21 protein-coding genes are annotated in these 24,033 nt (G+C 62.9%); 5 read left to right on the forward strand and 16 right to left on the reverse strand.

The window, feature by feature from the left end:
- Positions 1 to 53 precede the first annotated feature (53 nt).
- The 12 genes from EJ076_RS00385 to EJ076_RS00445 form a co-directional block, all read right to left on the reverse strand.
- The gene (locus EJ076_RS00385) at positions 54 to 509 is read right to left on the reverse strand and encodes a hypothetical protein (RefSeq protein WP_126066754.1); all 456 of its coding nucleotides are present in this window, start codon (positions 507 to 509) and stop codon (positions 54 to 56) included.
- A 50-nt stretch (positions 510 to 559) separates the two neighbouring features.
- A complete protein-coding gene (locus EJ076_RS00390) occupies positions 560 to 820 on the reverse strand; it encodes a DUF2312 domain-containing protein (RefSeq protein ID WP_027027312.1) in 261 nt (86 codons plus the stop codon).
- A 305-nt stretch (positions 821 to 1,125) separates the two neighbouring features.
- On the reverse strand, positions 1,126 to 4,584 hold the full coding sequence (gene pyc, locus EJ076_RS00400; RefSeq protein ID WP_126066756.1) for a pyruvate carboxylase: 3,459 nt from the start codon (positions 4,582 to 4,584) through the stop codon (positions 1,126 to 1,128).
- 300 nt (positions 4,585 to 4,884) lie between these two features.
- Entirely contained in the window at positions 4,885 to 6,003 is a 1,119-nt protein-coding gene (locus tag EJ076_RS00405; protein WP_109664608.1) for a branched-chain amino acid ABC transporter substrate-binding protein, read from the reverse strand.
- Positions 6,004 to 6,140: 137 nt separating this feature from the next.
- Positions 6,141 to 6,488, reverse strand: a complete 348-nt coding sequence (locus tag EJ076_RS00410; protein WP_109664604.1) for a DUF6867 family protein — start codon at positions 6,486 to 6,488, stop codon at positions 6,141 to 6,143.
- A gap of 112 nt (positions 6,489 to 6,600) precedes the next feature.
- Entirely contained in the window at positions 6,601 to 7,329 is a 729-nt protein-coding gene (locus EJ076_RS00415) for an ABC transporter ATP-binding protein (RefSeq protein ID WP_109664599.1), read from the reverse strand.
- Positions 7,329 to 8,897, reverse strand: coding sequence for an ATP-binding cassette domain-containing protein (locus EJ076_RS00420; protein ID WP_126066757.1), 1,569 nt, complete (start codon positions 8,895 to 8,897; stop codon positions 7,329 to 7,331). Before EJ076_RS00420 ends, EJ076_RS00415 begins: the two co-directional genes overlap by 1 nt.
- On the reverse strand, positions 8,897 to 10,492 hold the full coding sequence (livM, locus tag EJ076_RS00425; protein ID WP_126066758.1) for a high-affinity branched-chain amino acid ABC transporter permease LivM: 1,596 nt from the start codon (positions 10,490 to 10,492) through the stop codon (positions 8,897 to 8,899). Before livM ends, EJ076_RS00420 begins: the two co-directional genes overlap by 1 nt.
- Positions 10,493 to 10,496: 4 nt before the next feature.
- Positions 10,497 to 11,399, reverse strand: coding sequence for a branched-chain amino acid ABC transporter permease LivH (locus EJ076_RS00430; RefSeq protein ID WP_109664588.1), 903 nt, complete (start codon positions 11,397 to 11,399; stop codon positions 10,497 to 10,499).
- A 334-nt stretch (positions 11,400 to 11,733) separates the two neighbouring features.
- The gene (locus tag EJ076_RS00435; RefSeq protein ID WP_126066759.1) at positions 11,734 to 12,735 is read right to left on the reverse strand and encodes a 4-hydroxyproline epimerase; all 1,002 of its coding nucleotides are present in this window, start codon (positions 12,733 to 12,735) and stop codon (positions 11,734 to 11,736) included.
- Between the two features lie 30 nt (positions 12,736 to 12,765).
- On the reverse strand, positions 12,766 to 14,016 hold the full coding sequence (locus EJ076_RS00440) for an FAD-binding oxidoreductase (protein WP_164548520.1): 1,251 nt from the start codon (positions 14,014 to 14,016) through the stop codon (positions 12,766 to 12,768).
- A 168-nt stretch (positions 14,017 to 14,184) separates the two neighbouring features.
- Positions 14,185 to 15,078, reverse strand: coding sequence for a dihydrodipicolinate synthase family protein (locus EJ076_RS00445; protein ID WP_109665430.1), 894 nt, complete (start codon positions 15,076 to 15,078; stop codon positions 14,185 to 14,187).
- 111 nt (positions 15,079 to 15,189) lie between these two features.
- Between EJ076_RS00445 and EJ076_RS00450 the strand changes: the two genes are divergently transcribed.
- Positions 15,190 to 15,840 (forward strand): GntR family transcriptional regulator, encoded by a 651-nt coding sequence (locus EJ076_RS00450; protein ID WP_245463064.1) that lies wholly within the window; start codon positions 15,190 to 15,192, stop codon positions 15,838 to 15,840.
- A gap of 9 nt (positions 15,841 to 15,849) precedes the next feature.
- On the opposite strand, the gene EJ076_RS00455 is transcribed toward EJ076_RS00450, so the two are convergent.
- The gene (locus EJ076_RS00455; protein ID WP_245462944.1) at positions 15,850 to 16,167 is read right to left on the reverse strand and encodes a hypothetical protein; all 318 of its coding nucleotides are present in this window, start codon (positions 16,165 to 16,167) and stop codon (positions 15,850 to 15,852) included.
- Between the two features lie 218 nt (positions 16,168 to 16,385).
- A complete protein-coding gene (locus EJ076_RS00460; protein ID WP_057145399.1) occupies positions 16,386 to 16,706 on the reverse strand; it encodes a winged helix-turn-helix transcriptional regulator in 321 nt (106 codons plus the stop codon).
- Between the two features lie 174 nt (positions 16,707 to 16,880).
- Here EJ076_RS00460 and EJ076_RS00465 point away from each other — a divergent pair, with 174 nt between their 5' ends.
- Complete coding sequence (locus EJ076_RS00465) at positions 16,881 to 17,210, forward strand: nuclear transport factor 2 family protein (protein WP_126066760.1); 330 nt, start codon at positions 16,881 to 16,883, stop codon at positions 17,208 to 17,210.
- Positions 17,211 to 17,335: 125 nt separating this feature from the next.
- On the opposite strand, the gene EJ076_RS00470 is transcribed toward EJ076_RS00465, so the two are convergent.
- On the reverse strand, positions 17,336 to 18,832 hold the full coding sequence (locus tag EJ076_RS00470) for a CoA-acylating methylmalonate-semialdehyde dehydrogenase (RefSeq protein ID WP_126066761.1): 1,497 nt from the start codon (positions 18,830 to 18,832) through the stop codon (positions 17,336 to 17,338).
- 217 nt (positions 18,833 to 19,049) lie between these two features.
- Here EJ076_RS00470 and EJ076_RS00475 point away from each other — a divergent pair, with 217 nt between their 5' ends.
- From EJ076_RS00475 to EJ076_RS00490, 3 genes are all read left to right on the forward strand, one after another.
- Positions 19,050 to 19,931 (forward strand): LysR family transcriptional regulator, encoded by an 882-nt coding sequence (locus EJ076_RS00475; RefSeq protein ID WP_126066762.1) that lies wholly within the window; start codon positions 19,050 to 19,052, stop codon positions 19,929 to 19,931.
- 218 nt (positions 19,932 to 20,149) lie between these two features.
- Positions 20,150 to 20,593 (forward strand): hypothetical protein, encoded by a 444-nt coding sequence (locus tag EJ076_RS00485; protein WP_126066763.1) that lies wholly within the window; start codon positions 20,150 to 20,152, stop codon positions 20,591 to 20,593.
- The gene (locus EJ076_RS00490; RefSeq protein ID WP_126066764.1) at positions 20,590 to 22,746 is read left to right on the forward strand and encodes a phosphatidylserine/phosphatidylglycerophosphate/cardiolipin synthase family protein; all 2,157 of its coding nucleotides are present in this window, start codon (positions 20,590 to 20,592) and stop codon (positions 22,744 to 22,746) included. The genes EJ076_RS00485 and EJ076_RS00490 overlap by 4 nt, the downstream gene beginning before the upstream one ends.
- Before the next feature lie 7 nt (positions 22,747 to 22,753).
- Here EJ076_RS00490 and EJ076_RS00495 read toward each other — a convergent pair whose 3' ends face one another.
- Positions 22,754 to 24,010, reverse strand: coding sequence for a D-amino acid dehydrogenase (locus EJ076_RS00495; RefSeq protein WP_126066765.1), 1,257 nt, complete (start codon positions 24,008 to 24,010; stop codon positions 22,754 to 22,756).
- Between the last annotated feature and the right edge of the window lie 23 nt (positions 24,011 to 24,033).

Below are 24,033 nucleotides of genomic sequence, written 5' to 3' on the forward strand. Positions count from 1 at the left end.
TTTCCCTTGGGAATTGTGTCAAAACAAAGAGATAGAGCGGCAGGCCATCGGATTCACGAACCGCCGTCGCCGGCATTGCCAAGAACCTCGGTCACCGCACGTTCGATGCGCGAGCATTCGGTCACCAGCCAGTCGGTCATCGCTGGCCAATTGTCCTCGGCATAACAGTTCACCCGCCACATCGAATTGATGCCGAGGCCCTCGCAACTCTGTTCGGGCCTGAGCTTCAGCCTGGCTTCGATCGCCGGTTGGAACGGTTTCAACCGCGACCAGGCTTGCGTGGCGCCGAACTTCTCGTTGCGGCCAAAGAAGACGCCGACATGGTTCTGCGCCGGCGCGACATACATGGAAAGGACCAATGCGAAGTCGGGCAGCCCGCGCTGCCAGAACCAGGGTCCGCGCCTCGCCATCAGAGCCCTTTCTTCCGAATGCCGCTCAGCGAACAGCGTCCAGAAGCCGCGCTGGCGGAACTCAGAGGCGCGACGGGCACCGAAGTCGAATTCGCTCATGGCTCAAACCGTATCTCCGGCAACCGCGTCGGTGCCGGGGCCGGCTAGTCTTACACCATGCCGAGTGCGGCCTTGTACAGATCGAGGATGGTTTCCTCTTCCTGCCGCTCGGCCTGGTCCTTCTTGCGCAGCCGGATGATCGTGCGCATCGCCTTGGTGTCGAAGCCGGTGCCCTTGGCCTCGGCGAACACTTCCTTGATGTCGTCGGAAATGGTCTTCTTCTCTTCCTCGAGCCGCTCTATGCGCTCGATGAAGGCACGCAGCTGGCCGGCGGCAACAGTCTGGCTGGTCTCGGTGATATCGTCGGCCATGTTTTTCTCCAAAAAAAATCGGTTCTGCGCCGCGACTCGGAATGCATGCAGCGGCGAATTGAGCGGGCTCGATGCCCGACCGGGGGCGGCGGGTCAAGCCGTTATCGAATGGCTAGCCAAGGGCTGCCGACAGAAGCCGACAGCCATCTCGCCGACATGGACCTGGGCATGTCGAGATTCAGGTCAGGCCGAGCCGAGAATGGTGGCTTCCGAGAACCGGAGCGGAGCGTACTTAAAGTACGTGAGCACCGGAAGCGCAGGAAGCCGCTATTCGCGGGCCGGCCTGACCTGAATATCGACATGCCCTAGCTGAAGGCGATCAACAAATCCTTGGCATCGATCTGGTCGCCGGCCTTGACCAGCACCTCGGCGACCGTGCCGTCACGCTCGGCATGCAGCGCCGTCTCCATCTTCATCGCTTCGATGGAAAGCAGCACATCGCCGGCCTTCACAGCCTGGCCGGCGGTCACCGAAAGCGCCGAGACGACCCCCGGCATCGGCGCGCCGACATGCGCCTCGTTGCCGGGCTCGGCCTTGCGGCGGGCCTTGGCGGCGGACGCGCCATGCGCCCTGTCGGGCACTTTCACGCGGCGCGGCTGGCCATTGAGCTCGAAGAACACGGTGACCATGCCCTTCTCATCGACATCGCCGATGGCAAGGCACCGCACCACCAGCGTCTTGCCTTTCTCGATGTCGACGAAGATCTCGTCTTCCGGCTTCATGCCGTAGAAATAGGTCGGCGTCGGCAGGACGCTGACCGGGCCGTAGGTTTCCTGCGCACCGGCGAAATCCGTAAACACCTTCGGATACATCAGCCACGAGGCGAATTCGAACTCCGAAAGCTTGCGCTCGAGCTTCTCCTCGATCTCCTTACGACTTGCCTTGAGGTCGGCTGCCTTGAGCAGCGAGCCGGGCCGCACCGTGATCGGCTTGTCGCCCTTCAGCGCCTTCTTCTGCAGCGCCGCCGGCCAGCCGCCGGGCGATTGGCCAAGATCACCGCGCAGCATCGAGACGACCGAGTCCGGGAAGGCGATATCCCTGTCGGGATTTTCGACATCGGCGACGGTCAGGTCCTGGCTGACCATCATCAACGCCATGTCACCGACGACCTTGGACGACGGCGTCACCTTGACGATGTCGCCGAACATCAGGTTGACGTCGTGATAGGTCTGCGCCACTTCGTGCCAGCGCGTTTCCAGCCCGAGCGAACGCGCCTGCTCCTTGAGGTTGGTGAACTGCCCGCCCGGCATTTCGTGCAGATAGACTTCCGACGCGGGCCCCTTGAGGTCGCTTTCGAAGGCGGCGTACTGGTTGCGCACCGCCTCCCAGTAAAACGAGATGTTGCGGATCCATTGCGGGTCGAGGCCCGGGTCGCGTTCGGTGCCCTTCAGTGCCTCGACGATAGAGCCGAGACATGGCTGCGAGGTGTTGCCCGACAGCGAATCCATCGCCGCGTCGATGGCATCGACGCCACTGTCGACCGCCGCCAGCACCGTCGCCGCCGACAGGCCTGACGTGTCGTGGGTGTGGAAATGGATCGGCAGGTCGGTCGCTTCGCGCAGCGCCTTGAACAGCACGCGTGCCGCCGCTGGCTTCAACAGCCCGGCCATGTCCTTGACGGCGATGATGTGGGCGCCGGCCGCCTGCAATTCCTTGGCTAGGCCGACATAATATTTGAGGTCGTACTTGGCCCGCGCCGGATCGAGGATGTCGCCGGTATAGCAGATCGCTGCCTCGATCAGCTTGCCCTCGGCGCCGACCGCATCCATGGCGACGCGCATGTTCTCGACCCAGTTCAGGCAGTCGAAGACGCGGAACAGGTCGATGCCGCCGGCAGCTGCCTGCTTGACGAAATGCTGCACGACATTGTCGGGATAGTTGGTGTAGCCGACGCCGTTGGCGCCGCGCAGCAGCATCTGCAGCAGCAGGTTGGGCGCCGCCTCGCGCACCAGCGACAGCCGCTCCCACGGATCCTCGGTGAGGAAGCGCATGGCGACGTCGAAGGTGGCGCCGCCCCAGCATTCGAGCGACAGAAGCTGCGGCAGGGCACGCGCATAGGTGCCGGCGATGCCGGCAATGTCGTGCGTGCGCATGCGCGTCGCCAGCAGCGATTGATGGCCGTCGCGCATCGTCGTGTCGGTGACTAGAACCTCTTTCTGGTCGCGCATCCAGGCGGCGAACTTCTCCGGCCCGAGCACGTCGAGCTTCTGCTTGCTACCGCCCGGCACATTGCCGTTGAGATAGGGCACCACGGGTGCGGCCGCATCAGCCTTCGGCTGCGGCCGGCCGCGCGTCTCGGGATGACCGTTGACCGACACGTCGGCCAGATAGTTGATGAGCTTGGTCGCACGGTCCTGGCGCTTGACTTGCTGGAACAGCTCCGGCGTCGTGTCGATGAACTTGGTCGTGTAGGAATTGTCGGCGAAGCTCGGGTGATTGATGATCGCTTCGAGGAAGGTCAAATTGGTGGCGACGCCGCGGATGCGGAATTCGCGCAACGCCCGGTTCATGCGGGCGATGGTCTCGGCCGGCGTCGGCGCCCATGCCGTCACCTTCTCCAGCAGCGGATCGTAGAAGCGGGTGATGACCGCGCCCGAATAGGCGGTGCCGCCGTCGAGGCGGATGCCGAAACCGGTGGCGCCGCGATAGGCGGTGATGCGGCCGTAATCCGGGATGAAATTGTGCTCAGGATCTTCGGTGGTGATGCGGCACTGCAAGGCGTGGCCGTTCAGCCTTATGTCCTTCTGTGCCGGCACGCCCGATTCCGGCGTGCCGATGGCAAAGCCGTCGAGGATATGTATCTGCGCCTTGACGATGTCGATGCCGGTCACCTGCTCGGTGACGGTGTGCTCGACCTGGATGCGCGGGTTGACCTCGATGAAGTAGAATTTGCCGGTGTCTGCGTCCTGCAGGAACTCGACCGTGCCGGCGCCGATATAGCTGGTCTCGCGGGCGATCTTCAGCGCATGGCCGCAGAGCTCCTCGCGCTGCGACATTTCGAGATAGGGCGCCGGCGCCCGCTCGACGACCTTCTGGTTGCGGCGCTGGATCGAGCAGTCGCGCTCGAACAGGTGCACGGCATTGCCATGCGTGTCGCCAAGCACCTGCACCTCGACATGGCGGGCGCGCTCGATCAGCTTTTCGAGATAGACCTCGTCCTTGCCGAAAGCGGCTTTCGCCTCGCGCTTGCCTTCCGTGACTTCACGGGCAAGGTCGGCTTCGGCGCGGATGGCGCGCATGCCGCGGCCGCCGCCGCCCCATGATGCCTTCAACATCACCGGATAGCCGATCTCCTTGGCCAGTTTCTTGACCGCATCCATGTCGTCCGGCAACGGATCGCTGGCGGGGATCACCGGCACGCCGACTTCGATGGCGAGATTGCGCGCGGCGACCTTGTTGCCGAGCCGCCGCATCGTGTCCGGCTTCGGCCCGATGAAGGTGATGCCGGCCTCGGCACAGGCGTCGGCGAATTCGGGGCTTTCCGACAACAGCCCGTAGCCGGGATGAATGGCATCGGCGCCCGAAAGCCTGGCGACTCGGATCACCTCCTCGATCGACAGATAGCTTTCGATCGGTCCCATGTCCCGGGTCAGATGCGGCCCGCGTCCGACCTGGTAGCTCTCGTCGGCCTTGAAGCGGTGCAGGGAGTACTTGTCCTCCTCTGCCCAGATCGCCACGGTTTTGAGGCCGAGTTCGTTGGCCGCGCGAAAGACGCGAATGGCGATTTCGGACCGGTTGGCGACGAGGATCTTCGTGATGGCCAAGGACTGGGCTCCAGCAACGGAAGGAAGAGAAATCGGCGCAATGATTAGCGTGAAAATGCTGCAGTGCAAACAAAATTGACGCGCGTTTAAACCGATTGAAATAGAATCTTTGCGCCAAACCCCTTCGCATTCATCCCGACGCGCAAAGAGAAACGCTGGCATTGCGGTCAACGCACGATCATTCCCCGGCTAAAGGCCTGGCTGTATCGATCGCCCGCTCCTGCGGAAGCAAACGCGGCTCAAAAGAAAAATGCCCGGCGCGAGGCGCCGGGCATCTGTAAAATCTGGAGACTGACGAGCTTACATCTTCTGGATGTAGGTGTACTTGCCGTCGTCGCCCTTCTTCCATTCGTAGATGACGTAGCCGGGCAGCGTCGGGTCGCCCTTGGCGTCATAGGACAGGTCGCCGAGCACGGTCTTGAAGGGGCCGTTTTCATGCAGCGCCTTGGCAACTGCCTGCGGGTCGTTCGACTTGGCAGCGGTCGCTGCTTCCGAGATCGCCTGCACGGCGGCGTAAGCGTAGAGCGTATAGGCTTCCGGCTCGAAGCCCTGCGCGCGGAACTTCTCGACGAGTTCCTTGTTGGCGGGGATCAGGCGCGGATCCGGGCCGAACGTGTTGAGCGTGCCCGCAACCGCGTCGCCCGCGATCGAAGCCAGCTCGTTCGACACGATGCCGTCGCCGGAAACCAGCGTCGCCTTGAGGCCCTGGTCGGCCGCCTGACGAATGATCAGGCCGGCTTCGGTGTGCAGGCCACCCCAATAGATGATGGTAACGCCGGCTTCCTTCATCTTGGCGATCAGTGCCGAGAAGTCCTTGTCGCCGACATTGATGCCTTCATACATGACTTCCGTCAGGCCCTTGGCGTTCATCGCCTTCTTGGTCTCGTCGGCAAGGCCCTGGCCGTAGGTGGTCTTGTCGTGAACGACGGCGATCTTGGCGTCCTTGAAGTTCGCGGCGAGATAAGCGCCGGCGATGCTGCCCTGCTGGTCATCGCGTCCGCAGGTGCGGAACACGTTCCACAGGCCACGTTCGGTGAACTGAGGGTTGGTCGCGGCCGGCGTCACTTCGACGATGCCGTTTTCCGCATAGACTTCCGATGCCGGGATCGAGACGCCCGAGTTGAAGTGGCCGACCACGAACTTGACGCCGTCGCCGACGAACTTGTTGGCGACCGAGATGCCCTGCTTCGGATCGGAGACGTCGTCGCCGACTTCGAGCTTGATCTGCTCGCCGTTGATGCCGCCCTTGGCATTGATGTCGGCGACAGCCGCTTCCGCACCCTTCTGAAGCTGTGCGCCGAAGGCGGCGTTCGGACCGGTGATCGGGCCGGCAACGCCGACCATGACGTCAGCCCACGCGGCGCCACCGAACGCGACAAGCGCGGTCAGGGCGACGGCGGACAAAAGTGACTTTTTCATTTAAACGCTCCCATTTACGGAGTGGGCGTGGATGAAGCTTTCATGCGATGCCCACCCTTATCGCAGAAAGCATAGTTTGCCGATTTTCAGGCACTTGTCACGCCGATTCAATTCCGAGGCGGCGTTAATGATGAACGTCAACCTTTCGGTTTCCAGCTCAAGATTGAAGCTCTTTCGTAGAGCCAATTATACTGTGTCACCATCTGGTTGGTGCGCGTGTATTGATAGCCGATGAAGCCGAGGATCATCAGCACGATGGTGTCGACGATGTAGTAGTGCAGCGAGAACATCGTGCCGCCGAACAGCGCGTGATGGATGAAGCGGATGCCGATGCCGAGACCCAGCATGTAGGCGAACAGGTGGATGAAGCTGCGCCATGTCTGGGCGCTGGCCTTGCCGGTCATCCAGGCCGCCCAGCCGCCGAGCAGACAGGTGACGAAGAAGAACTGCCAGATCGACGGCTCCTCGTAGAGAATGCCCTGCATGGTGAAGTCTCCTTAGCATGATCCCGAAAAGTTGCAGACTTTTCGGACAAAGATCATGCGACAAACAAACAACTTGGAACGGAATACCGCATGCACACATTCCGCTCCAAACTCAGTGATGTCCGCCTTCAAGATAGGCGGCGCGCACTTCCGGATTGGCGAGCAGCTCCTTGCCGGTGCCGCTCATCGTCACATTGCCGTTGACCATGACATAGCCGCGCGTGGCGAGCTTGAGCGCGCCGAAGGCGTTCTGCTCGACCAGGAACACGGTCAGCCCCTGCGTGCGGTTCAGTTCGCGGATGGCGTCGAAGATCTGCTTGACGATCAGCGGCGCCAGACCCAGCGACGGTTCGTCGAGCAAAAGCAGCTTCGGCCGCGCCATCAGCGCACGTCCGATCGACAGCATCTGCTGCTCGCCGCCCGACAGCGTGCCGCCGCGCTGGGCGATACGCTCCTTCAGCCGCGGAAACAGCGTGAACACCTTCTCGACGTCCTCGTCATAGTGCTTGAGGTTGTCGAGGCTGGCGCCCATCTGCAGGTTTTCCATCACCGTCATGCGCGGAAAGATGCGCCGGCCCTCGGGCGACTGGGCAATGCGCATGCGGGCGATCTCGTGCGTCGGCATCTGGGTGATGTCGGTGCCGGCAAAGGTGATGGTGCCGGCTCGAGCGCGCGGCGCGCCGAAAATGGTCATCATCAGCGTCGACTTGCCGGCGCCATTGGCGCCGATCAGCGCCACGATCTCACCCTGCTTGACCGTGACATCGACACCGTTCAACGCCCGGATGTTGCCGTAGTAGGTCTGCACGCCCTTGATATCGAGCAGCGTTGTCGCGGCCATCACTTGCCCCCTCCACGCTTGCCCGCCACAGGCTTGGCGGCAGCAGTCTTTCCCGAAGCCGCATTTGCAGTCTTTCCGGAAGTATGGCTGGTCGCCACTTTGCCCGCATCGACCCGGCGCGAGAATTCCGTGTCCTTGCCCTGACCGAGCAGCTTGGCCTGCTTGACCCATTCCTCGCGCGCGATGCGTCCGTCAAAGGCGAGATAGGCTTCGGCGGCCTCGACGTCGGCCTTTTTCCAGGCGCCAATCTGGTCGAAGTGGAAGATGCCGTGATCGTTAAGCTTCTTCTCGTTGACCGTACCGATACCCTTGATGCGGGTCAGGTTGTCAGCCTTGCCGCCGCGAGGCGCCGCCAGACGGTTGGAGATTCCGCCAGCCGTCGCCGCAGGGGCCTTCGCCACAGGGGCCTTGGCTGCCGGCTTGGCCGGCGCAGTCGACTTCGCCGCCGTCCCGGTGGTGGCCTTTGACGCCGCTTTCGGAGCAGGCTTTGCCTTCGCCGCCGGAGCAGACTTCTCGGCCGCCAGCGAGGTAGCCTTGTTTGCTGCGGCGAGCGATCTCGCGTCGACCTGACCGGCCTTTGACGCACCCCTCGCCACCGTAACCCGCTCGCCTGAACTGTGACCGACCGTGTCGGTCACAGGCCCGGCGAGATACGAAGACGACGTCCCCGGACCATGCGCGGCATCTGGCCCCGTATCGAGCTGTTCGATGACGTCTTCGTCGCCGACTTCGGTAAGGACCGCCTCGACTTCCTCGTCGTCGACGCCAAGATAGGCGGCGATGACGCGCGGGTCGGTGCGTACCGATTGCGGACTGCCGTCGGAGATCTTGCGGCCATATTCCAGCACCACGACATGGTCGGAGATCTGCATGACCACCGACATGTCATGCTCGATCAACAGGATCGAGGTGCCTGATGTCTTCTTGATATCGATCAGCAGTTCGTTGAGCGCCGCCGATTCCTTCGGGTTGAGGCCGGCCGCCGGCTCGTCGAGGCACAGAAGCTCCGGCCCCGTGCACATGGCGCGGGCGATCTCGAGACGCCGCTGCGCGCCATAGGGCAGATCGCCGGCCGGATCGTCGGCTCGATCGACGAGGTCGGCCTTCTCCAGCCAGTGCTTGGCAAGCTCTACCGATTCGGCCGAGGCCTTGCGGTAACCGCTGAAGCCGAACAGGCCTAGGATCGTATAGCCCGATGCCTTCATCAACTTGTTGTGCTGGGCAACCAGCAGGTTCTCCAGCAGCGTCATGCCCGAGAACAGGCGAATGTTCTGGAAGGTGCGCGCCACCTTGGCGCGCGCCGGGATCTCATGGTTGGGCAGACGTTCGAGCAAATAGCTCGTACCGTCGTTCCGGTTGAGCGTGATCATGCCTTCCGACGGCTTGTAGAAGCCGGTGATGCAGTTGAACACGGTGGTCTTGCCGGCACCGTTGGGGCCGATCAGCGCGGTGATCTCGCCGCGCCTGGCGGCGAAGGACAGGTCGCCGATGGCCACCAGGCCGCCGAACTTCATCGACAGATGATCGACCTGCAGGATGGCCTCGTTCATGGGTGTGCTCGCATTCATCAGCCGTGGCCCTCCTTGGTGAAGGAACCGGAGACAGCCCTTCGCTCCTTGAGGAAGGCGGTTGGTTCACGACTGCCGACGAAGCCGCGCGGCTTCCACAGCATGACGATTACCATGGCCATGCCGAACAGAAGCATGCGGTAGAGTTCCGGCGTGAAATCCGGCCCAAAGATCTGCTTGAGGAAGTCGAGTTCGCGCAGCGCCTCGGTGCCGCCGATCATCACCATCGCGGCAACGGCGATACCGACCAGCGAACCCATGCCGCCGAGCACGACGATCGCCAGGATGATGGCCGATTCCAGGAAGACGAAGGATTCCGGGCTGACGAAGCCTTGCCGCGCGGCAAAGAAAGAGCCGGCGAAGCCGCCGAACATGGCGCCTGTGGCAAAAGCCGTGAGCTTGGTCGTCGTCGTATTGATGCCCAGCGACCGGCAGGCGATCTCATCCTCACGCAACGCTTCCCAGGCACGGCCGACCGGCAGACGCCGCAGCCTGATGGTGACGAAGGCGGTGAGCAGGCACAGGCCTAGGATCAGATAATAGAGGAAAATCTTGTAGTAGGCGCCCGACTGGGCGATGTGCAGCACCTTGGCGATGTAGTTCGGGTCTGACACGTTGAACGACATCAGTCCGAAGAAGCTGACCTTGGGAATGCCGGAAATGCCGGCCGATCCGTTGGTGACCTCGCGCCAGTTGATGAGGACCAGGCGGATGATCTCGCCGAAAGCCAGCGTCACGATCGCCAGATAGTCGCCGCGCAGGCGCAGCACCGGGAAGCCAAGCAGCACCCCCCAGAGGGCGGCCATGGCGCCCGCGGTCGGCAACAGGATCCAGAACGACAGACCAAAGTGCGTGGCGAGAAGCGCATAGGCATAGGCGCCAAGTGCATAAAAGGCGACATAGCCGAGGTCGAGCAGGCCGGCGAGGCCGACGACGATGTTCAGGCCCCAGGCCAGCATCACATAGATCAGGATCTGGATGCCGAAATTGTCGACCCATTTCAGCGAACCCTGCAGCCCGCTGGCGATCGACCAGGCGTTCAGCGACAGCACCGCGACCACGAGGATCGGGTATAGCACCAGCGCTGTGACGCCCAATTTGGTGAAATTGGCATGGATGAAGGCGCGGAAGTAGTAGATCACGCAAGCCAGCACATAGATGATCGCCAGGGCGCGCAGGAATTGCAGATAGCCGGCTGGTTCTGCTCCCACCCATCCGGCGAGAGAGTTGTTCAACACGAACAGCAGCACCGCCGCGACAACGGCCGCGATGAACCACGGCAGCTGGAAGAACCGTGACGCCACGCTGGCCGGCAATAGGCCGGTGGCAACGTTGGTTATCTTCTGGCTGGCCATGAAGGGCTGGCCGTAGGCGACATAGAGGAAGCGCCCGACAGCCGTGGCGATCACCACCGCGGCGAGCAGGCCCCAGCGCGTCGTCACGACCAATTCATTGGAGATGTTCTGGCCGGTCTTCAGGCCGATGAACAGCACGAACAGGCCAAGCGAAATGGCGCCGGCATAGAACGCTTCCTTGAGGGCCCGTTGGATAGGGGTGGCGACGACGTCGCTCTCGGGAGATACGGTGACGGCCATGATCTCAGACCTTTTCGACTTCTGGCCGGCCCAGAATGCCGGAAGGCAGGAAGATCAGCACGATCGCCAGGATCGAGAACGCCGCGACATCCTTATAGTCGATCGAGAAATAGGCCGACCACATGCTCTCGATGAAGCCGATCAGAAGCCCGCCGAGCACCGCACCCGGCAGTGAGCCGATGCCGCCAAGCACCGCCGCGGTAAAGGCCTTCACGCCAGGCGTGAAACCGTCCGAGAAGGCAATGACGCCGTAATACATCAGGAACAGCGTACCGGCGACAGCAGCAAGGGCGGCCCCCATGATGAAGGTGATCGAGATGGTGCGGTCGACATCGATGCCGAGCAGAGCCGCCATCTTGCGGTCCTGCTCGCAGGCGCGTTGCGCCCGACCGAGCGAAGTCCTGTTGACCAGATACCAGAACAGCGCCAGCAGCAGCGCGGTGACAACGACGATGATGATCTGCTTCAGCGACACGCTGATGCCGTTGATGTTGTAAACCTGCGAAACCATTGGAGGGATCGGCTTGTTGCGTGGCCCTTGCGTCACTTGGACGAAGTTCGACAGCGCGATCGACATGCCGATGGCGGTGATCAACGGCGCCAGCCGGAACGAACCGCGCAGCGGCCGGTAGGCCACCTTCTCGATCGTCCAGTTGTAGAGGCTGGTGAGCAGCATCGCCACGATCATCATGACCAGCAGCGCGATGACCACGGGCACCGAATAGAACAGCGCGCCGAGGACGAGGAAGACGATCAGCGCCGTGAAGGCGCCCACCATGAAGATGTCGCCATGGGCGAAGTTGATCATGCCGATGATGCCGTAGACCATCGTGTAGCCGATCGCGATCAGCCCATAGATCGATCCCAGCGTCAGCCCGTTGATAAGCTGCTGGACAAAGTACTGCATGTGTACATGGCTCCCCTGGAATGTCGCCCATGCAGACGCATTCCTTTTCGTATTTCCCCTAGTCGTAAAGTTTCGAGCCCGGATTGCAACGTCATTTTTCAATCGTCATGCGTGTTTTCGAGGCACGCCTTTCCGATCGCCCGTTTTTCACACCCGACCCCTGGACTATCGCGGACCCTACCATTGGCATAACGCAATGTCTTTGACGATTCGGCCGCATCATGCGCCCCGTTTCGAAGAAATCGCCGTCAAAATTAGGTGATGAGAAGAATCGTTGCGTTTCTGGCACCGACCGATTTTCGTTCCGTTCCTTTCCGTAGGGTCAGGATTCCCATTACTTGACAATAAATCCATGCGCGAACGGATCGCGGTCATCGATGAAGATGGTGTTCAATCCGGTCATCCGTGCCCAGCCGCCGATCGAGGGGATGATGGCCGGTTTGCCGGCGACGGTGACGTCCTTTTCGACCTTGCCCTTGAACAGCGACCCGATGATCGATTCATGGACGAAGCTGTCGCCGGCCTTGAGTTTGCCCTTGGCGTGAAGCTGCGCCATGCGCGCCGAGGTGCCGGTGCCGCATGGCGAGCGGTCGATCGCCTTGTCGCCGTAGAACACGGCATTGCGGGCATCGGCCCCGGCCACGGTCGGCTTGCCAGTCCACAGCATGTGTGACAGCCGGTTGATGCCCGGGTTCTCGGGATGCACGAAGGAATATTTCTCATTGAGCCGCTGCCGCACCACCGGACTCCAGGCGATGAAGTCGCCCGCCGAATAGTCGGCCATGTCGCGGTAGTTCGCCTGCGGCTCGACGATGGCGTAGAAATTGCCGCCATAGGCGACGTCGACGGTGATTTCGCCGAGCTGCGGGCATTCGACCGTCAGCCCCTCGGCGTAGAGGAAGGACGGCACATTGGTGATGCGCACCTCTTCGACATAGTCGCCGACCTGCTTGTACTCGGCGATGACCAGACCGGCCGGCGTGTCGAGCCTGAGCACGCCCGGCGTCTTCGGTTTGATCAGCCCGTGTTCGATCGCCATCGTCACCGTGCCGATGGTGCCGTGGCCGCACATCGGCAGGCAGCCGGAGGTTTCGATGAACAGGATGGCGATGTCGCAATCCTCGCGCGTCGGCGGATAGAGGATGGAGCCGGACATCACGTCATGGCCGCGCGGCTCAAACATCAGCCCGGTGCGAATCCAGTCATACTCGGCCAGAAAATGCGCCCGCCGCTCCATCATCGTCGAGCCCTCAAGCAGCGGGCCGCCGCCGGCGACCAGCCGCACCGGATTGCCGCAGGTGTGGCCGTCTATGCAGAAGAAGGATTTCTTGGCCATGACGCTCCTCGAAAAACAAAACCCGAAAAATCAGAATCGTTGCGGACTGAAGGGGGCCAGATCGATCGGCCGAGTCTGCCCCAGGACAAGATCGCGGATCAACCGTCCGGTGGCCGCCGCCTGGGTCAGGCCGAGATGGCCGTGGCCGAAGGCATAAACCACCGACCGCTTTCCTGGCGCGCCGCCGATGACGGGCACTGAATCCGGCAGCGAGGGACGGAACCCCATCCATTCGCGCCCGCCCGAGGGATCGAGCCCCGGCAGGAATTTTTGCGCCTTCTGCAGCAGCGCCTTCGACCTGTTATAATTGGGCGGCCGTTCGATGCCGCCGAGTTCGACGGCGCCGCCGACGCGCAGGCCCGTTTCGAGCGGCGTGACGACGAAGCCATGGCCGGAGAAGATCAGCATCCGCTTCACGTCGAAGGCGGTCGTCGGCAACGTGGTGTTGTAGCCGCGCTCGGTCTCCAGCGGAATGCGATCCCCGAGCTGCCTCGCCAGCAGATGCGACCATGCGCCGGCGGCGACGACAAGGTGTCGGGCCTGCCTTGTGGTGCCGTCTGCCAACGTCAGTGTCGCACCATCCTGATCCGCCGCGACTTGGCTGATCCGAGCCAGCTCAAAGCGGGCGCCCTTGGCCTGTGCATAGGCCCACACCGCCTTGCCCAGCAGTTTCGGGTCGGCGACCGTCTTCCATCCCGGCACGAACGTACCTTTGATGAAGCGCGGCGACAGCCCCGGCTGCAAGGCGGCCAGTTCCTCGCCCTCGACATGGCGGAAACCGATGCCGAAACGCTCACGCGCCGCCCAGCCGGGCAGCCCGGCCCGAAATTCGGCCTCGCTTTCGTAGAGCTCCAGTGAGCCATCCTCGCGCAGCATCGACCGCGTACCGGAGCGATCGAGCAGGCCCATCCATTCCGCTTCGGCGAGCTTCATCATGCCGGCTTGAGCGGCAAGGCTCGCCTCGTATTTTCCCGGAGCACCGGCACGCCAGAAGCGGATCAGCCAGGGCAGAAGCTTCGGCAGATAGGCGGGGGGGATGCTGAGCGGGCCGAGCGGATCCGCCAGCCATTTCGGCAGCTGTCGCATCATGCCCTTGTGCGCCATCGGCAGCACATCGGAAAAGGCAAAAGCGGCGGCGTTGCCGGAGCTCGTCTCCTCGCAGATGCCAGAACGATCGAAGATCGTGACCTTGCGTCCCGCCTCGGCGAGAGAGGCGGCGGCACAGATACCGATAATGCCACCACCGACGATGGCGATGTCGATTGCAGCATCGCTATTCATGGCTGCGCGTGTCGTTCTGCATGTGCCAATCTCGCCTCATCCGACCCCTCGGGCCACCTTCTCCCGACGGAGAGAAGAGGCTGACGCCGGCGTTGGCGACCTCTTCTCCCCTCGGGGAGAAGGTTGCCGCGTAGCGGTCGGATGAAGGGGACTGCGGCATTGCGACCCTTAGAACTGCGGCAGCTTCGGCCGAACCGCGAGCGCATCCTTGATGATCTTCTCGACGGCCTTGCGGCGCTCGCCCGACAGCGGCTGGCGCGGCATGCGCACGCGGTCATTTGTGTTGATCGCGAACACTTCGGCAAGCTTGATGTTTTGTACCAGATAGGTCGAGACATCGAGATCGAGCAGCGGCCGGAACCAGCGGTAGATGGCGAGGGCCTCCTCGCGGCGGCCCTGCTTCATCAGCTGGTAGATGGCGACGGTCTCGCGAGGGAACGCGGTGACCAGTCCGGCCACCCAGCCGATGGCGCCAACCGACAGCGCCTCGAAGGCGAGATTGTCGACACCGGTAAACAGGTCGTAGCGGCTGCCCAGGCGATTGATGATCTCGGTCGAGCGACGGATGTCGTCCGAGGATTCCTTGATCGCGACAAAGCGCTTGTCCGACGCCAGCTCCTCCATCTGGTCGACGGTGACGTCGACGCGGTAGGCGAGCCGGTTGGAGTAGATCATGACTGGCAGGTCGCCGGCCTGCGCGACCGCGCGCAGGGCCGCGACCGTCTCTTCCGCATTGGTGTGGTAGATCGGGCTCGGCACTACCATCAGGCCGTTGGCGCCTTCCTTGGCGGCGCGCTTCGCGATGCTGGCGGCCTCGCGAGTGCCGGCCTCGTTGACGGTCAACAGCACCGGCTTCTTGCCGGCAACCTTCTGCGCGGTCTTCAGCACTTCGATCTTCTCGTCGGGCGACAGCATTGGCCCTTCGCCGAGCGATCCGCAGACGATGATGCCGTCGCAGCCGGCCTCCATCTGCAGGTTAAAGCAGCGCTCCATCTCGGCATGATCGAGACGATCATCCGCGGTGAATTTGGTCGTGACGGCGGGGAAAACTCCGGTCCACATGATCATGTCTCCATCTGATATATCAGCCATATATCTGTTAAGAAACCGCCTGTCAATACGGATTCCGTTATGATATATTCAAGATATATCAGGAGAACGCCTTTGATATCCATGGAAGCAAGCACCGCATCCGAACCGGCCGCCACCAAAGCCTATCATGTGCTCGAGCACATGATCGTCACGCTCGAACTGGCCCCGGCGAGCTTCGTAACCGAGGGCGCCCTGATCGAAAGGCTCGGGCTCGGCCGCACGCCGGTGCGCGAGGCGATCCAACGGCTGGCCTGGGAGGGGCTGCTCGACGTCCGGCCCCGCGCCGGCATCGCGATCGCTCCGCTCCATCCCGGCGACTGGCTGCGCGTGCTCGATGCGCGCCGCGGCGTCGAGGTGGTCCTGGCCCGCTCGGCCGCCCGCTTCGTCACCCGCGAGGCCGCCGACCTGTTTCACGAAGCAGCGCTCGCCATGCAGAAGGCGGTCATCTCGGGCAACGTGCTTGCCTTCATCCAGGCCGACAAGGCACTCGACGAAGCGCTGGCGCTGGCCGCCGACAATCCGTTCGCCGCCCGTTTGGCCGCCCCCTTGCAGACCCACAGCCGGCGCTTCTGGTTCCGCTACAAGGCCGACACCGGCCTTGCCGAATCCGCTGAGCACCATGTCGCGCTGATCCGCTCGATCCTCGACGGCGACGAGGAGGCCGCGGCCAAGGATGCCAAGCGCCTGATGGCGCTTTTGCGCGGCCATGCCGAGGTGGCCGCGACGCGCTGATCGAACGGCTCAGATCCCTTGCGCCGTCGCGGTGACGGCGACGGTATTCTCCCATCCGTCACCGGTCGCGAAGATGCAGCTTCGGCCCTGTACGTCGGTTACCAGCATGGTCCATGTCCCGCTTGCCGAAACATAGACCTCGACAATGGCGGCTTGCCCGACCACACCGTAGCCGATCTGCTTTTGTTGAAAGGCCTGCGCCAATCCCGCGACAAGATCACTGTGGCCGCCGCAGATGAGTTGCGCCTGTGCGGGTAGCGTCGACAGCGCCAGCGTGGCGCCGATCGCGGCTATCCTGATCCATCGAAACGAAAACATGTGCGCCATCTGGCACCTCCTTCGCCTTGACGTTCCGGCAAAGGGAGGCACATGGGCAGCCTCAATATGCCGGGACGTTCCAGGCCGGATTCGACGTCTTCATCACGTCACTCCTTCTGGTTTCCGGTCTGTCGTCAGGGAATTCTATCGCATTCCTGGATTCGATATGGTGAGGTCGCGATGTGAAAACAAGCATCCTTGCGGCGCGTTGCGGGGCGCAATCCGCGTCAGGCTTCCGGCTCGCGAAGTGCTGCCCATTTCAGCAAGGCATCGAGAGCCGGACATAGCGCCTGCCCCCAATCGGTCAGGCAATACTCGACCTTCGGCGGCACCTGATGATGAACGATGCGACGGACTATTCCGTCGGCCTCCATCTGCCGCAGCTGCTGGATCAGCATCTTCTGCGAGATCGCCGGGATCGCGCGTTCGAGATCGGAAAAGCGCAGCACCTTGCCGCCGAACAGGTGAAACAGGATCACCAGCTTCCAGCGGCCTTCGAGGATGCGCAGCACATTCTCGACGCCGCTCGCCGCCGACAACGGCGTCAACGCTTCGCCCTTACTTTCGGGTCTAACCTTACTTTCAGGCCCAACCTTACTTTCAAGTAAGTACCTTACCTTTTCGTCGGTTCTTGTCATTTTTTCAGTCTATCTCATTTTAGGAGCCGGACAAGGCCGCGGACCTTCGCGTCAACGGCCAGAACTGGGACCGGAGATGAAATCATGACCGAAGAACTTCCGCAGCCGCTGACCGACTATTTTGTCGCCAAGAACAGGCACGACATCGACGCCATGCTCGCCTCCTTCTCATCGGACGCCACGGTCAGGGACGAAGGCAAAACCCATCATGGTTCGGCTGCCATCCGCAGCTGGATGGAGGAGACGACCAAAAAATACCGGGTGACCGTTGAGGTCGCCGACGCGACGGTCAACGGCGATGCATGGCGGATCGCCGGCATCGTCTCAGGCAATTTTCCCGGCAGCCCGGCGACACTCCACTACGTCTTCACACTGGCCGATGACCAGATCACGCGGCTGGAGATCGACGCGTGACCATCCCTGAGAGACCCACGGTCGACGATCGGCCATCCTACGACGGCACGCACGAAGCGGTGTGACGCCACGCAAAAAGGGCGCGACAAACGTCGCGCCCTTGTCGTCGAAAATTTCTCTCGAGATCAGTTCATCGTCGGGATGACGAATTCCGCACCGTCCTTGATGCCGGACGGCCAGCGCGAGGTCACCGTCTTGGTCTTGGTGTAGAACCGGAACGCGTCCGGGCCGTGCTGGTTGAGATCGCCGAACGAAGACGCCTTCCAGCCGCCGAAGGTGTAATAGGCGATCGGCACCGGGATCGGCACGTTGATGCCGACCATGCCGACCTGGACCCGCGAAGCGAAATCGCGCGCGGCATCGCCATCACGGGTGAAGATGGCGACGCCATTGCCCATCTCGTGGTCGTTGGCGAGCTTGATCGCGCTCTCATAGGTCGGCGCGCGCACCACCGAGAGCACCGGCCCGAAGATCTCTTCCTTGTAGATGCGCATGTCAGCGGTGACGTTGTCGAACAGGCAGCCGCCCATATAGTAGCCGTCTTCATAACCCTGCATGGAGAAGCCGCGGCCGTCGACGACCAGCTTGGCGCCTTCCTTGACGCCGGTATCGACATAACCCTTGACCCGTTCAAGAGCCTGCGCCGTCACCAGCGGGCCGAAATCGGCCGAAGAGTCGGTCGAAGGACCGACCTTCAGGCTCTCGACGCGCGGAATCAACTTTTCCATGAGCCGGTTGGCGGTGTCGTTGCCAACCGGGACGGCGACCGAGATCGCCATGCAGCGCTCGCCGGCCGAGCCGTAGCCGGCGCCGATCAGCGCGTCGACGGTCTGGTCCATGTCGGCATCGGGCATGATGATCATGTGGTTCTTGGCGCCGCCGAAGCACTGCACGCGCTTGCCGGCGGCAGTGCCGCGCGAATAGATGTAGTGGGCGATCGGCGTCGAGCCGACAAAGCCGATGGCCTTGATGTCGGGATCATCGAGGATGGCGTCGACGACGTCCTTGTCGCCGTTGACCACGTTGAGGATGCCTGCCGGCAGGCCGGCCTCGAGGAACAATTCGGCAATGCGCATCGGCACGCCGGGATCGCGCTCCGACGGCTTGAGGATAAAGGCGTTGCCGCAGGCGATGGCCGGCGCAATCTTCCACAGCGGGATCATCGCCGGGAAGTTGAACGGCGTGATGCCGGCGACGACGCCGAGCGGCTGGCGCATCGAATAGACGTCGATGCCGGGACCGGCGCCGTCGGTGAACTCACCCTTCATCATGTGCGGCGCACCGATGCAGACCTCGACCACTTCAAGGCCGCGCTGGATGTCGCCCTTGGCGTCGGCAATCGTCTTGCCGTGCTCGCGCGCCAGGATGTCGGCCAGTTCGTCATAGTCGCGGGCGACCAGTTCGAGGAATTTCATCAGCACGCGCACGCGGCGCTGCGGGTTCGTTGCCGCCCACTTCGGCTGCGCTGCCTTGGCATTTTCGACAGCCGCGCGCAGTTCCACCTGCGAAGCCAGCGCCACCGTGCCGCGCACGGAGCCGTCCATCGGCTGCATGACATCCTGCTTGCGGCCGCTGGTCCCGGCGACATGCTTGCCGCCGATGAAATGACCGTAGTCGATCATGATTTCTCTCCCTTTGTTTGTGATGCCGCATTGTCCGCCTTTGGCCGGCGGATGGCAACGCGATGGAGAACGCAACCGTTGTGCGAAAAGTAGATAACGATTGACGGACGGGCATCAATTCCCGCAAATGACGGGATGCAATTGCTGCTACGGATTGAGAGATTGAGTTCCTTCGCCACAGAACGCAGCATCGGCGATTGTCATCCGGACCATTCCCATGAACTGGGATGACGTCCGCATCTTCCTTGCCGTGGCGCGCGCCGGCCAGATCCTGGGCGCAGCCAAGCGGCTGGAGCTCAACCACGCCACCGTCTCGCGCCGCATCGCCGCGCTTGAGGATGCGCTGCGGACGAAGCTGTTTCGCCGGCTGACCACCGGCAGCGAGCTGACGCCGGCGGGCGAGCGCTTTCTCGATATTGCCGAGCGCATGGAGGGCGACATGATCGCCGCGCGCTCGACCGTTGCCGGCGAAGGTGACGATGTCTCCGGCACGGTGCGCATCGGCGCGCCCGACGGTTTTGGTGTCGCCTTCCTGGCCAAGCGCCTGGGCGCGCTGACCGCGCTGCACCGCGAATTGACGATCCAGCTGGTCCCGGTACCGCGCTCCTTCTCGCTGTCGCGCCGCGAGGCCGACATCGCCATCACCGTCGAACGGCCGACGGAGGGCCGGCTGGTGGCTGGCAAGCTGGTCGACTACTCGCTCGGCCTATTTGCGTCGCGCGACTATGCTGAGGTGCACGGTTTGCCCCAAACCGCCGCCGAGCTTGGCCAGCACACACTCATCGGCTATGTGCCGGACCTCATCGTCAGCCCGTCGCTCGACTATGCGGCGGAATTCAGTGCCGACTGGCGCACCAGCTTCGCCATCTCCTCGGCGCTCGGCCAGGCCGAAGCGGTGCGCTCGGGCGCCGGCATCGGCATCCTGCACACATTCGTCGCCCGCTCGATGCCGGAACTTGTGTCCGTCGACATCGTGGAGCCGATCCGCCGGGCCTACTGGTTGGTCTATCATGAATCGGTCAGGCCGCTGCGCCGCGTCCAGATCGTCGCCAGCTTCATCACCAAGATGGTGGAACGGGAGAGGGGCCTGTTCGTCTGATGCATGTCGCCCAAAAGTGGCCTCGGTTTTGGGAGAACGACATGCATAAAACAAAGACGCTAAAGCGCATCGCATGAATCCGATCAAACGCGATGCGCTTTAGCCGTGCCGCCTTTTCCTTGCCACAAAACCGGCCAGTGTGGCATCAGGCGTGCGGTCGCCGGCCACGGAGCAGGTCGCCGGTTGGGAAATCTTTCAGAAAGCTGGCGCGGATAGATATGCGAGCCGTTCTTGCCATCCTGCCGCTGCTTTTCGTTTCCGCATGCGCCAATCCGTGGATGAAGGTCCCGGAGGCCGAACTGCCCAAACCGATCCGCAACGCCATGGCGCGGCCTTCGCCTTTCGTCTTCGGCAATTATTGCGGCCCCGGCACCCGCACCGGCGATCTGTCGGCCCGGCCGGTCAACCGCCTCGACGCGGCCTGCCAGACGCACGACGCCTGTTACATTGCCCGCCACAACCATTGTGACTGCGACGGCACCCTCGTCGCCTCGGCGAAAGCGATACGCGACGACAAGACAGCGCCGCGCAAGGTGCGCGGCGAGGCCGAACTGCTGATCGCCACCTTCGCCATTCCCGTCTGCAAGGTCTTCCCGCAGGGTTTCATGCCACCGCGCGACCCGGCGCAATTGAGCGTCCTGAAGGCCGGGGCGACCGGGTGAAGGCCCGTGCATCCATCGCCATCGTTCTATTCGGGCTGGCTGTCCTTGCCGGCTGTGCCGACGCTGGCCGCAATGCCTGCGACGTCCTGCAAGGCCAGACGGCCTGCGCGCGACCCTTGCTATCGGCCAGGACGGCCGGGTCGCAAGTCGCCGCCGCGCAGTTCTTCGGCGACGCCGGCACGAGCGACTACGAAAAACGGTTCCTGGCACTGCTCGCCCACCACCAACTCGACGCCATGGACCGCGCGAACGGCACCGGCCCTTTCGGTCACGACCGTTATGAGATCCGTAACAGCGATTTCCAGGCGACCTACCGGACACTGCAACAACTGGCCGGACCGGTTGCCGAAATACATCTGCCGCCGGCCGGCGCCAGCGGCGGCGACGGCCATTTCGACGGACGCTGGCGGATGTCGCGGCAGACGCTCTACATCGATGCGGCAGTGCGGCCTTCGACGCCCAGGATCTTCGATTTCTCCGGCCTGCAGGCGCGCAGCGTCGAGATCATGCTGCGCCAGGCAGGCAAGCAACCGACCGACATCGAGGGCACATGCGACGGCATGCTGGCGATCAGTGCCGGCGGTGGGTCACGCACCATCGCCACGGGAACGGCATTCCATTTTCGCCTGTCCGGCGAGGACGACACGGTCAGCCTGTTCCCGAGTGACGGCCTGAACCGCTGCGTGCTAAGAATCCGCTCCAGCCTTGCCCCTGCCGGCGCACCGCTCACCATCGAGCGCGAAGAGACCGCCGACCCGGCACTTGCCGCTTTCGACAGTCGCTACGAGCGTTGCACGACGCCCGATCCCACAGGCCTCGATCCGCTCAGCCGCGCCTTCTACGCCAGCCGTTGGCTGTCGCAGACCTGCGCCTTGCCGATCGGAAAGCCGCGCCTGCTGCGCAAGTCGCGCGACGGCTTCAACGCCAAGGTCGAGGCGCTGATGGGAGCGCCGCTGTCCGACAGCGCCATCGACAAGGGCGACCCGGAGCTGCCGCTCGACTTTTCCAATGCCCCAAAACTCAAGCTGATCTATTTGTCGTCGCTGGAGTTCAAGGCTGACTTCTCCGGCCGCATCATCGAACGGCTGATCCGTCATCATGCAGCGCTTGGCACCAAGGTGCGCATTCTGGTCACCGACGTGCTGGAGCGCGACAAGGACGACGCCCTGCTGCATCGGCTGGCGGCCGAATTTCCCAATGTCGAATTGCAGGAATATCGCTGGCGGGCGGACCGGGGCGCGCCGATCGACGAGCAGATTTCACAATTGCACAAGGTTCATCATATCAAGATGCTGGCGACGCTTGCCGACGATCCTGGGCGGTCACGCGCCATCATCGGTGGCCGCAACATCCATGACGGCTTCCTGTTCCACCAGCCGATCGATCTGTCGCGTGATCCCGATCTTGAGCAATATGGCAAGACCGACGGGTTCTCGCTGAACTATTATTCGAACTGGAGCGACTTCGACATCGAGTTCGCCGATCCGGCCACGGTCCAGACACTCGCCGCGCATCTTTCGACAGTGTGGCTGCGCGACGCCGACACCAATCTGGCGCGTCCTTTCTCCATTCCAGTCCGGTCCGACGGCGCCCGCCCGTCAGGCACGGCGCGGCACTTCATTTCGGTGCCCTACGAGGATGGCCATGCGCTGGAGGATTATTTCGTCGAACTGGTCGACGCCGCCCAGCACCACATCCAGATCGTCAATCCTTACCTCAACCTGACGCCCAAGCTCGCCCAGGCTGTTGACCGGGCGCTCGCCCGGGGCGTCAGGATCGACATTGTCGGCCGCATTGATCTCAAGGGCGATATCGGCGGCAGGTTCCTCACCGCGCTCAACAAGCTGTTCGTCGAGAAATATGGCGACCGCATCAACATTCGCGAGTTCAAGGCGCCGGATGTCGTGCTGCATTCCAAGATCATGATGATCGACGAAAGGCTGGTGGCCATCTCGTCTGTCAACCTCAACAACCGCAGCTTCTTCCACGACTCGGAGAACGGCATGATGGTGCTCGACCCGGCCTTCTACACCAGCATGAAGCCGATCTATGACGACTATCTCGCCCACTCGAACCCGGTCGCCGGCAATGTGACGATCCCGTGGGCCTATCGGCTGCTGTTCGACGAAGACTGGGTCAGGCAAGCATTCTGACCAACGCCTACCGCAGATAGCGCTCCTGCGCGAGGTCGCGGACATCGATGTCCGGCACCCGGCTGGAGATGATGTCGGCCAGCACCTTGCCCGAGCCGCAAGCCATGGTCCAGCCGAGCGTGCCGTGCCCGGTGTTGAGATAGAGATTGGAAAGCTCGGTGCGGCCGATCAGCGGCGGACCATCCGGCGTCATCGGCCGCAGTCCGCACCAGAACGTCGCGTCCCGCATCGCGCCGACGCCCGGAAAGAGGTCACCCACCGAGTGCTCCAGCGTGCGCCGCCGCGATTCATGCAACCTGAGGTCGAAGCCGGAAATCTCGGCCGTGCCGCCAACCCGGATGCGGTCGCCAAGCCGGGTGATCGCCACCTTGTAGGTCTCGTCCATCACCGTCGACACCGGTGCCGCAGCAGCGTCCTTGATCGGCACGGTGATCGAATAGCCCTTGACCGGATAGACCGGGATCGGCCGCTTCACCCGGCGCATGAACCCTGCCGAATAACTGCCCAGCGCCATCACATAGGCGTCGGCGGCTTTCCAGCCCTTGCTGGTGCTGAGATTGGCGATGCGGTTGCGGCTGCGGATGACACGCCAGATCGTAACGTCGTATTCGAACTTGACACCGCGCGCCACACAGAGCTCGGCCAGCCTGTCGGTGAACATCTTGCAGTCGCCGGTCTCGTCGTGCGGCAGCCTGAGGCCGCCGACGAACTTTTCGCGCACTCCGGCCAGGCCCGGCTCCGCCGCGATGCAGCCGTCCTGATCGAGGATCTCGTAAGGCACGCCATACTTCTTCAGCACCTCGACATCGCCACCGGTGCCGTCGAGCTGCTTTTGCGTGCGAAACAGTTGCAGCGTGCCCTGTGTCCGCTCGTCATAGGCGATGCCGGTCGTTTCACGCAGCGCCTTCAGCGTGTCACGGCTGTATTCGGCGAGCGGCACCATGCGCGCCTTGTTGATCGCATAGCGTTCGGCCGTGCAGTTGCGCAGCATCTTGATCAGCCATGTCCACATATGCGGATCGAAGGCCGGCCGCACCACAAGCGGCCCATGCTTCATCAGCAGCCATTTGATCGCCTTCAGCGGAATGCCGGGGCCGGCCCATGGCGAGGCGTAGCCGGGCGATATCTCGCCGGCATTGGCGAAGCTGGTTTCCAGCGCCGGGCCTTTCTGGCGGTCGAGAACCGTCACCTCGTGGCCGGCCTCGGCAAGAAAGTACGCCGTGGTCACCCCGATAACGCCACCGCCCAGCACCATGATCTTCATCGTTCACTCCTTGCCGCCGCGCG

The organism is Mesorhizobium sp. M7D.F.Ca.US.005.01.1.1, from assembly GCF_003952545.1.
GTDB classification, from domain to species: Bacteria; Pseudomonadota; Alphaproteobacteria; order Rhizobiales; family Rhizobiaceae; genus Mesorhizobium; species Mesorhizobium loti.

Bases quoted from the DNA above. Each gene is read 5' to 3' on its own strand.
- EJ076_RS00385 (WP_126066754.1), bottom strand. From the start codon at position 509: ATGAGCGAATTCGACTTCGGTGCCCGTCGCGCCTCTGAGTTCCGCCAG.
- EJ076_RS00390 (WP_027027312.1), bottom strand. From the start codon at position 820: ATGGCCGACGATATCACCGAGACCAGCCAGACTGTTGCCGCCGGCCAG.
- EJ076_RS00405 (WP_109664608.1), bottom strand. From the start codon at position 6,003: ATGAAAAAGTCACTTTTGTCCGCCGTCGCCCTGACCGCGCTTGTCGCG.
- EJ076_RS00410 (WP_109664604.1), bottom strand. From the start codon at position 6,488: ATGCAGGGCATTCTCTACGAGGAGCCGTCGATCTGGCAGTTCTTCTTC.
- EJ076_RS00415 (WP_109664599.1), bottom strand. From the start codon at position 7,329: ATGGCCGCGACAACGCTGCTCGATATCAAGGGCGTGCAGACCTACTAC.
- EJ076_RS00420 (WP_126066757.1), bottom strand. From the start codon at position 8,897: ATGAATGCGAGCACACCCATGAACGAGGCCATCCTGCAGGTCGATCAT.
- livM (WP_126066758.1), bottom strand. From the start codon at position 10,492: ATGGCCGTCACCGTATCTCCCGAGAGCGACGTCGTCGCCACCCCTATC.
- EJ076_RS00430 (WP_109664588.1), bottom strand. From the start codon at position 11,399: ATGCAGTACTTTGTCCAGCAGCTTATCAACGGGCTGACGCTGGGATCG.
- EJ076_RS00435 (WP_126066759.1), bottom strand. From the start codon at position 12,735: ATGGCCAAGAAATCCTTCTTCTGCATAGACGGCCACACCTGCGGCAAT.
- EJ076_RS00440 (WP_164548520.1), bottom strand. From the start codon at position 14,016: ATGAATAGCGATGCTGCAATCGACATCGCCATCGTCGGTGGTGGCATT.
- EJ076_RS00445 (WP_109665430.1), bottom strand. From the start codon at position 15,078: ATGTGGACCGGAGTTTTCCCCGCCGTCACGACCAAATTCACCGCGGAT.
- EJ076_RS00450 (WP_245463064.1), top strand. From the start codon at position 15,190: ATGGAAGCAAGCACCGCATCCGAACCGGCCGCCACCAAAGCCTATCAT.
- EJ076_RS00455 (WP_245462944.1), bottom strand. From the start codon at position 16,167: ATGGCGCACATGTTTTCGTTTCGATGGATCAGGATAGCCGCGATCGGC.
- EJ076_RS00465 (WP_126066760.1), top strand. From the start codon at position 16,881: ATGACCGAAGAACTTCCGCAGCCGCTGACCGACTATTTTGTCGCCAAG.
- EJ076_RS00470 (WP_126066761.1), bottom strand. From the start codon at position 18,832: ATGATCGACTACGGTCATTTCATCGGCGGCAAGCATGTCGCCGGGACC.
- EJ076_RS00475 (WP_126066762.1), top strand. From the start codon at position 19,050: ATGAACTGGGATGACGTCCGCATCTTCCTTGCCGTGGCGCGCGCCGGC.
- EJ076_RS00485 (WP_126066763.1), top strand. From the start codon at position 20,150: ATGCGAGCCGTTCTTGCCATCCTGCCGCTGCTTTTCGTTTCCGCATGC.
- EJ076_RS00495 (WP_126066765.1), bottom strand. From the start codon at position 24,010: ATGAAGATCATGGTGCTGGGCGGTGGCGTTATCGGGGTGACCACGGCG.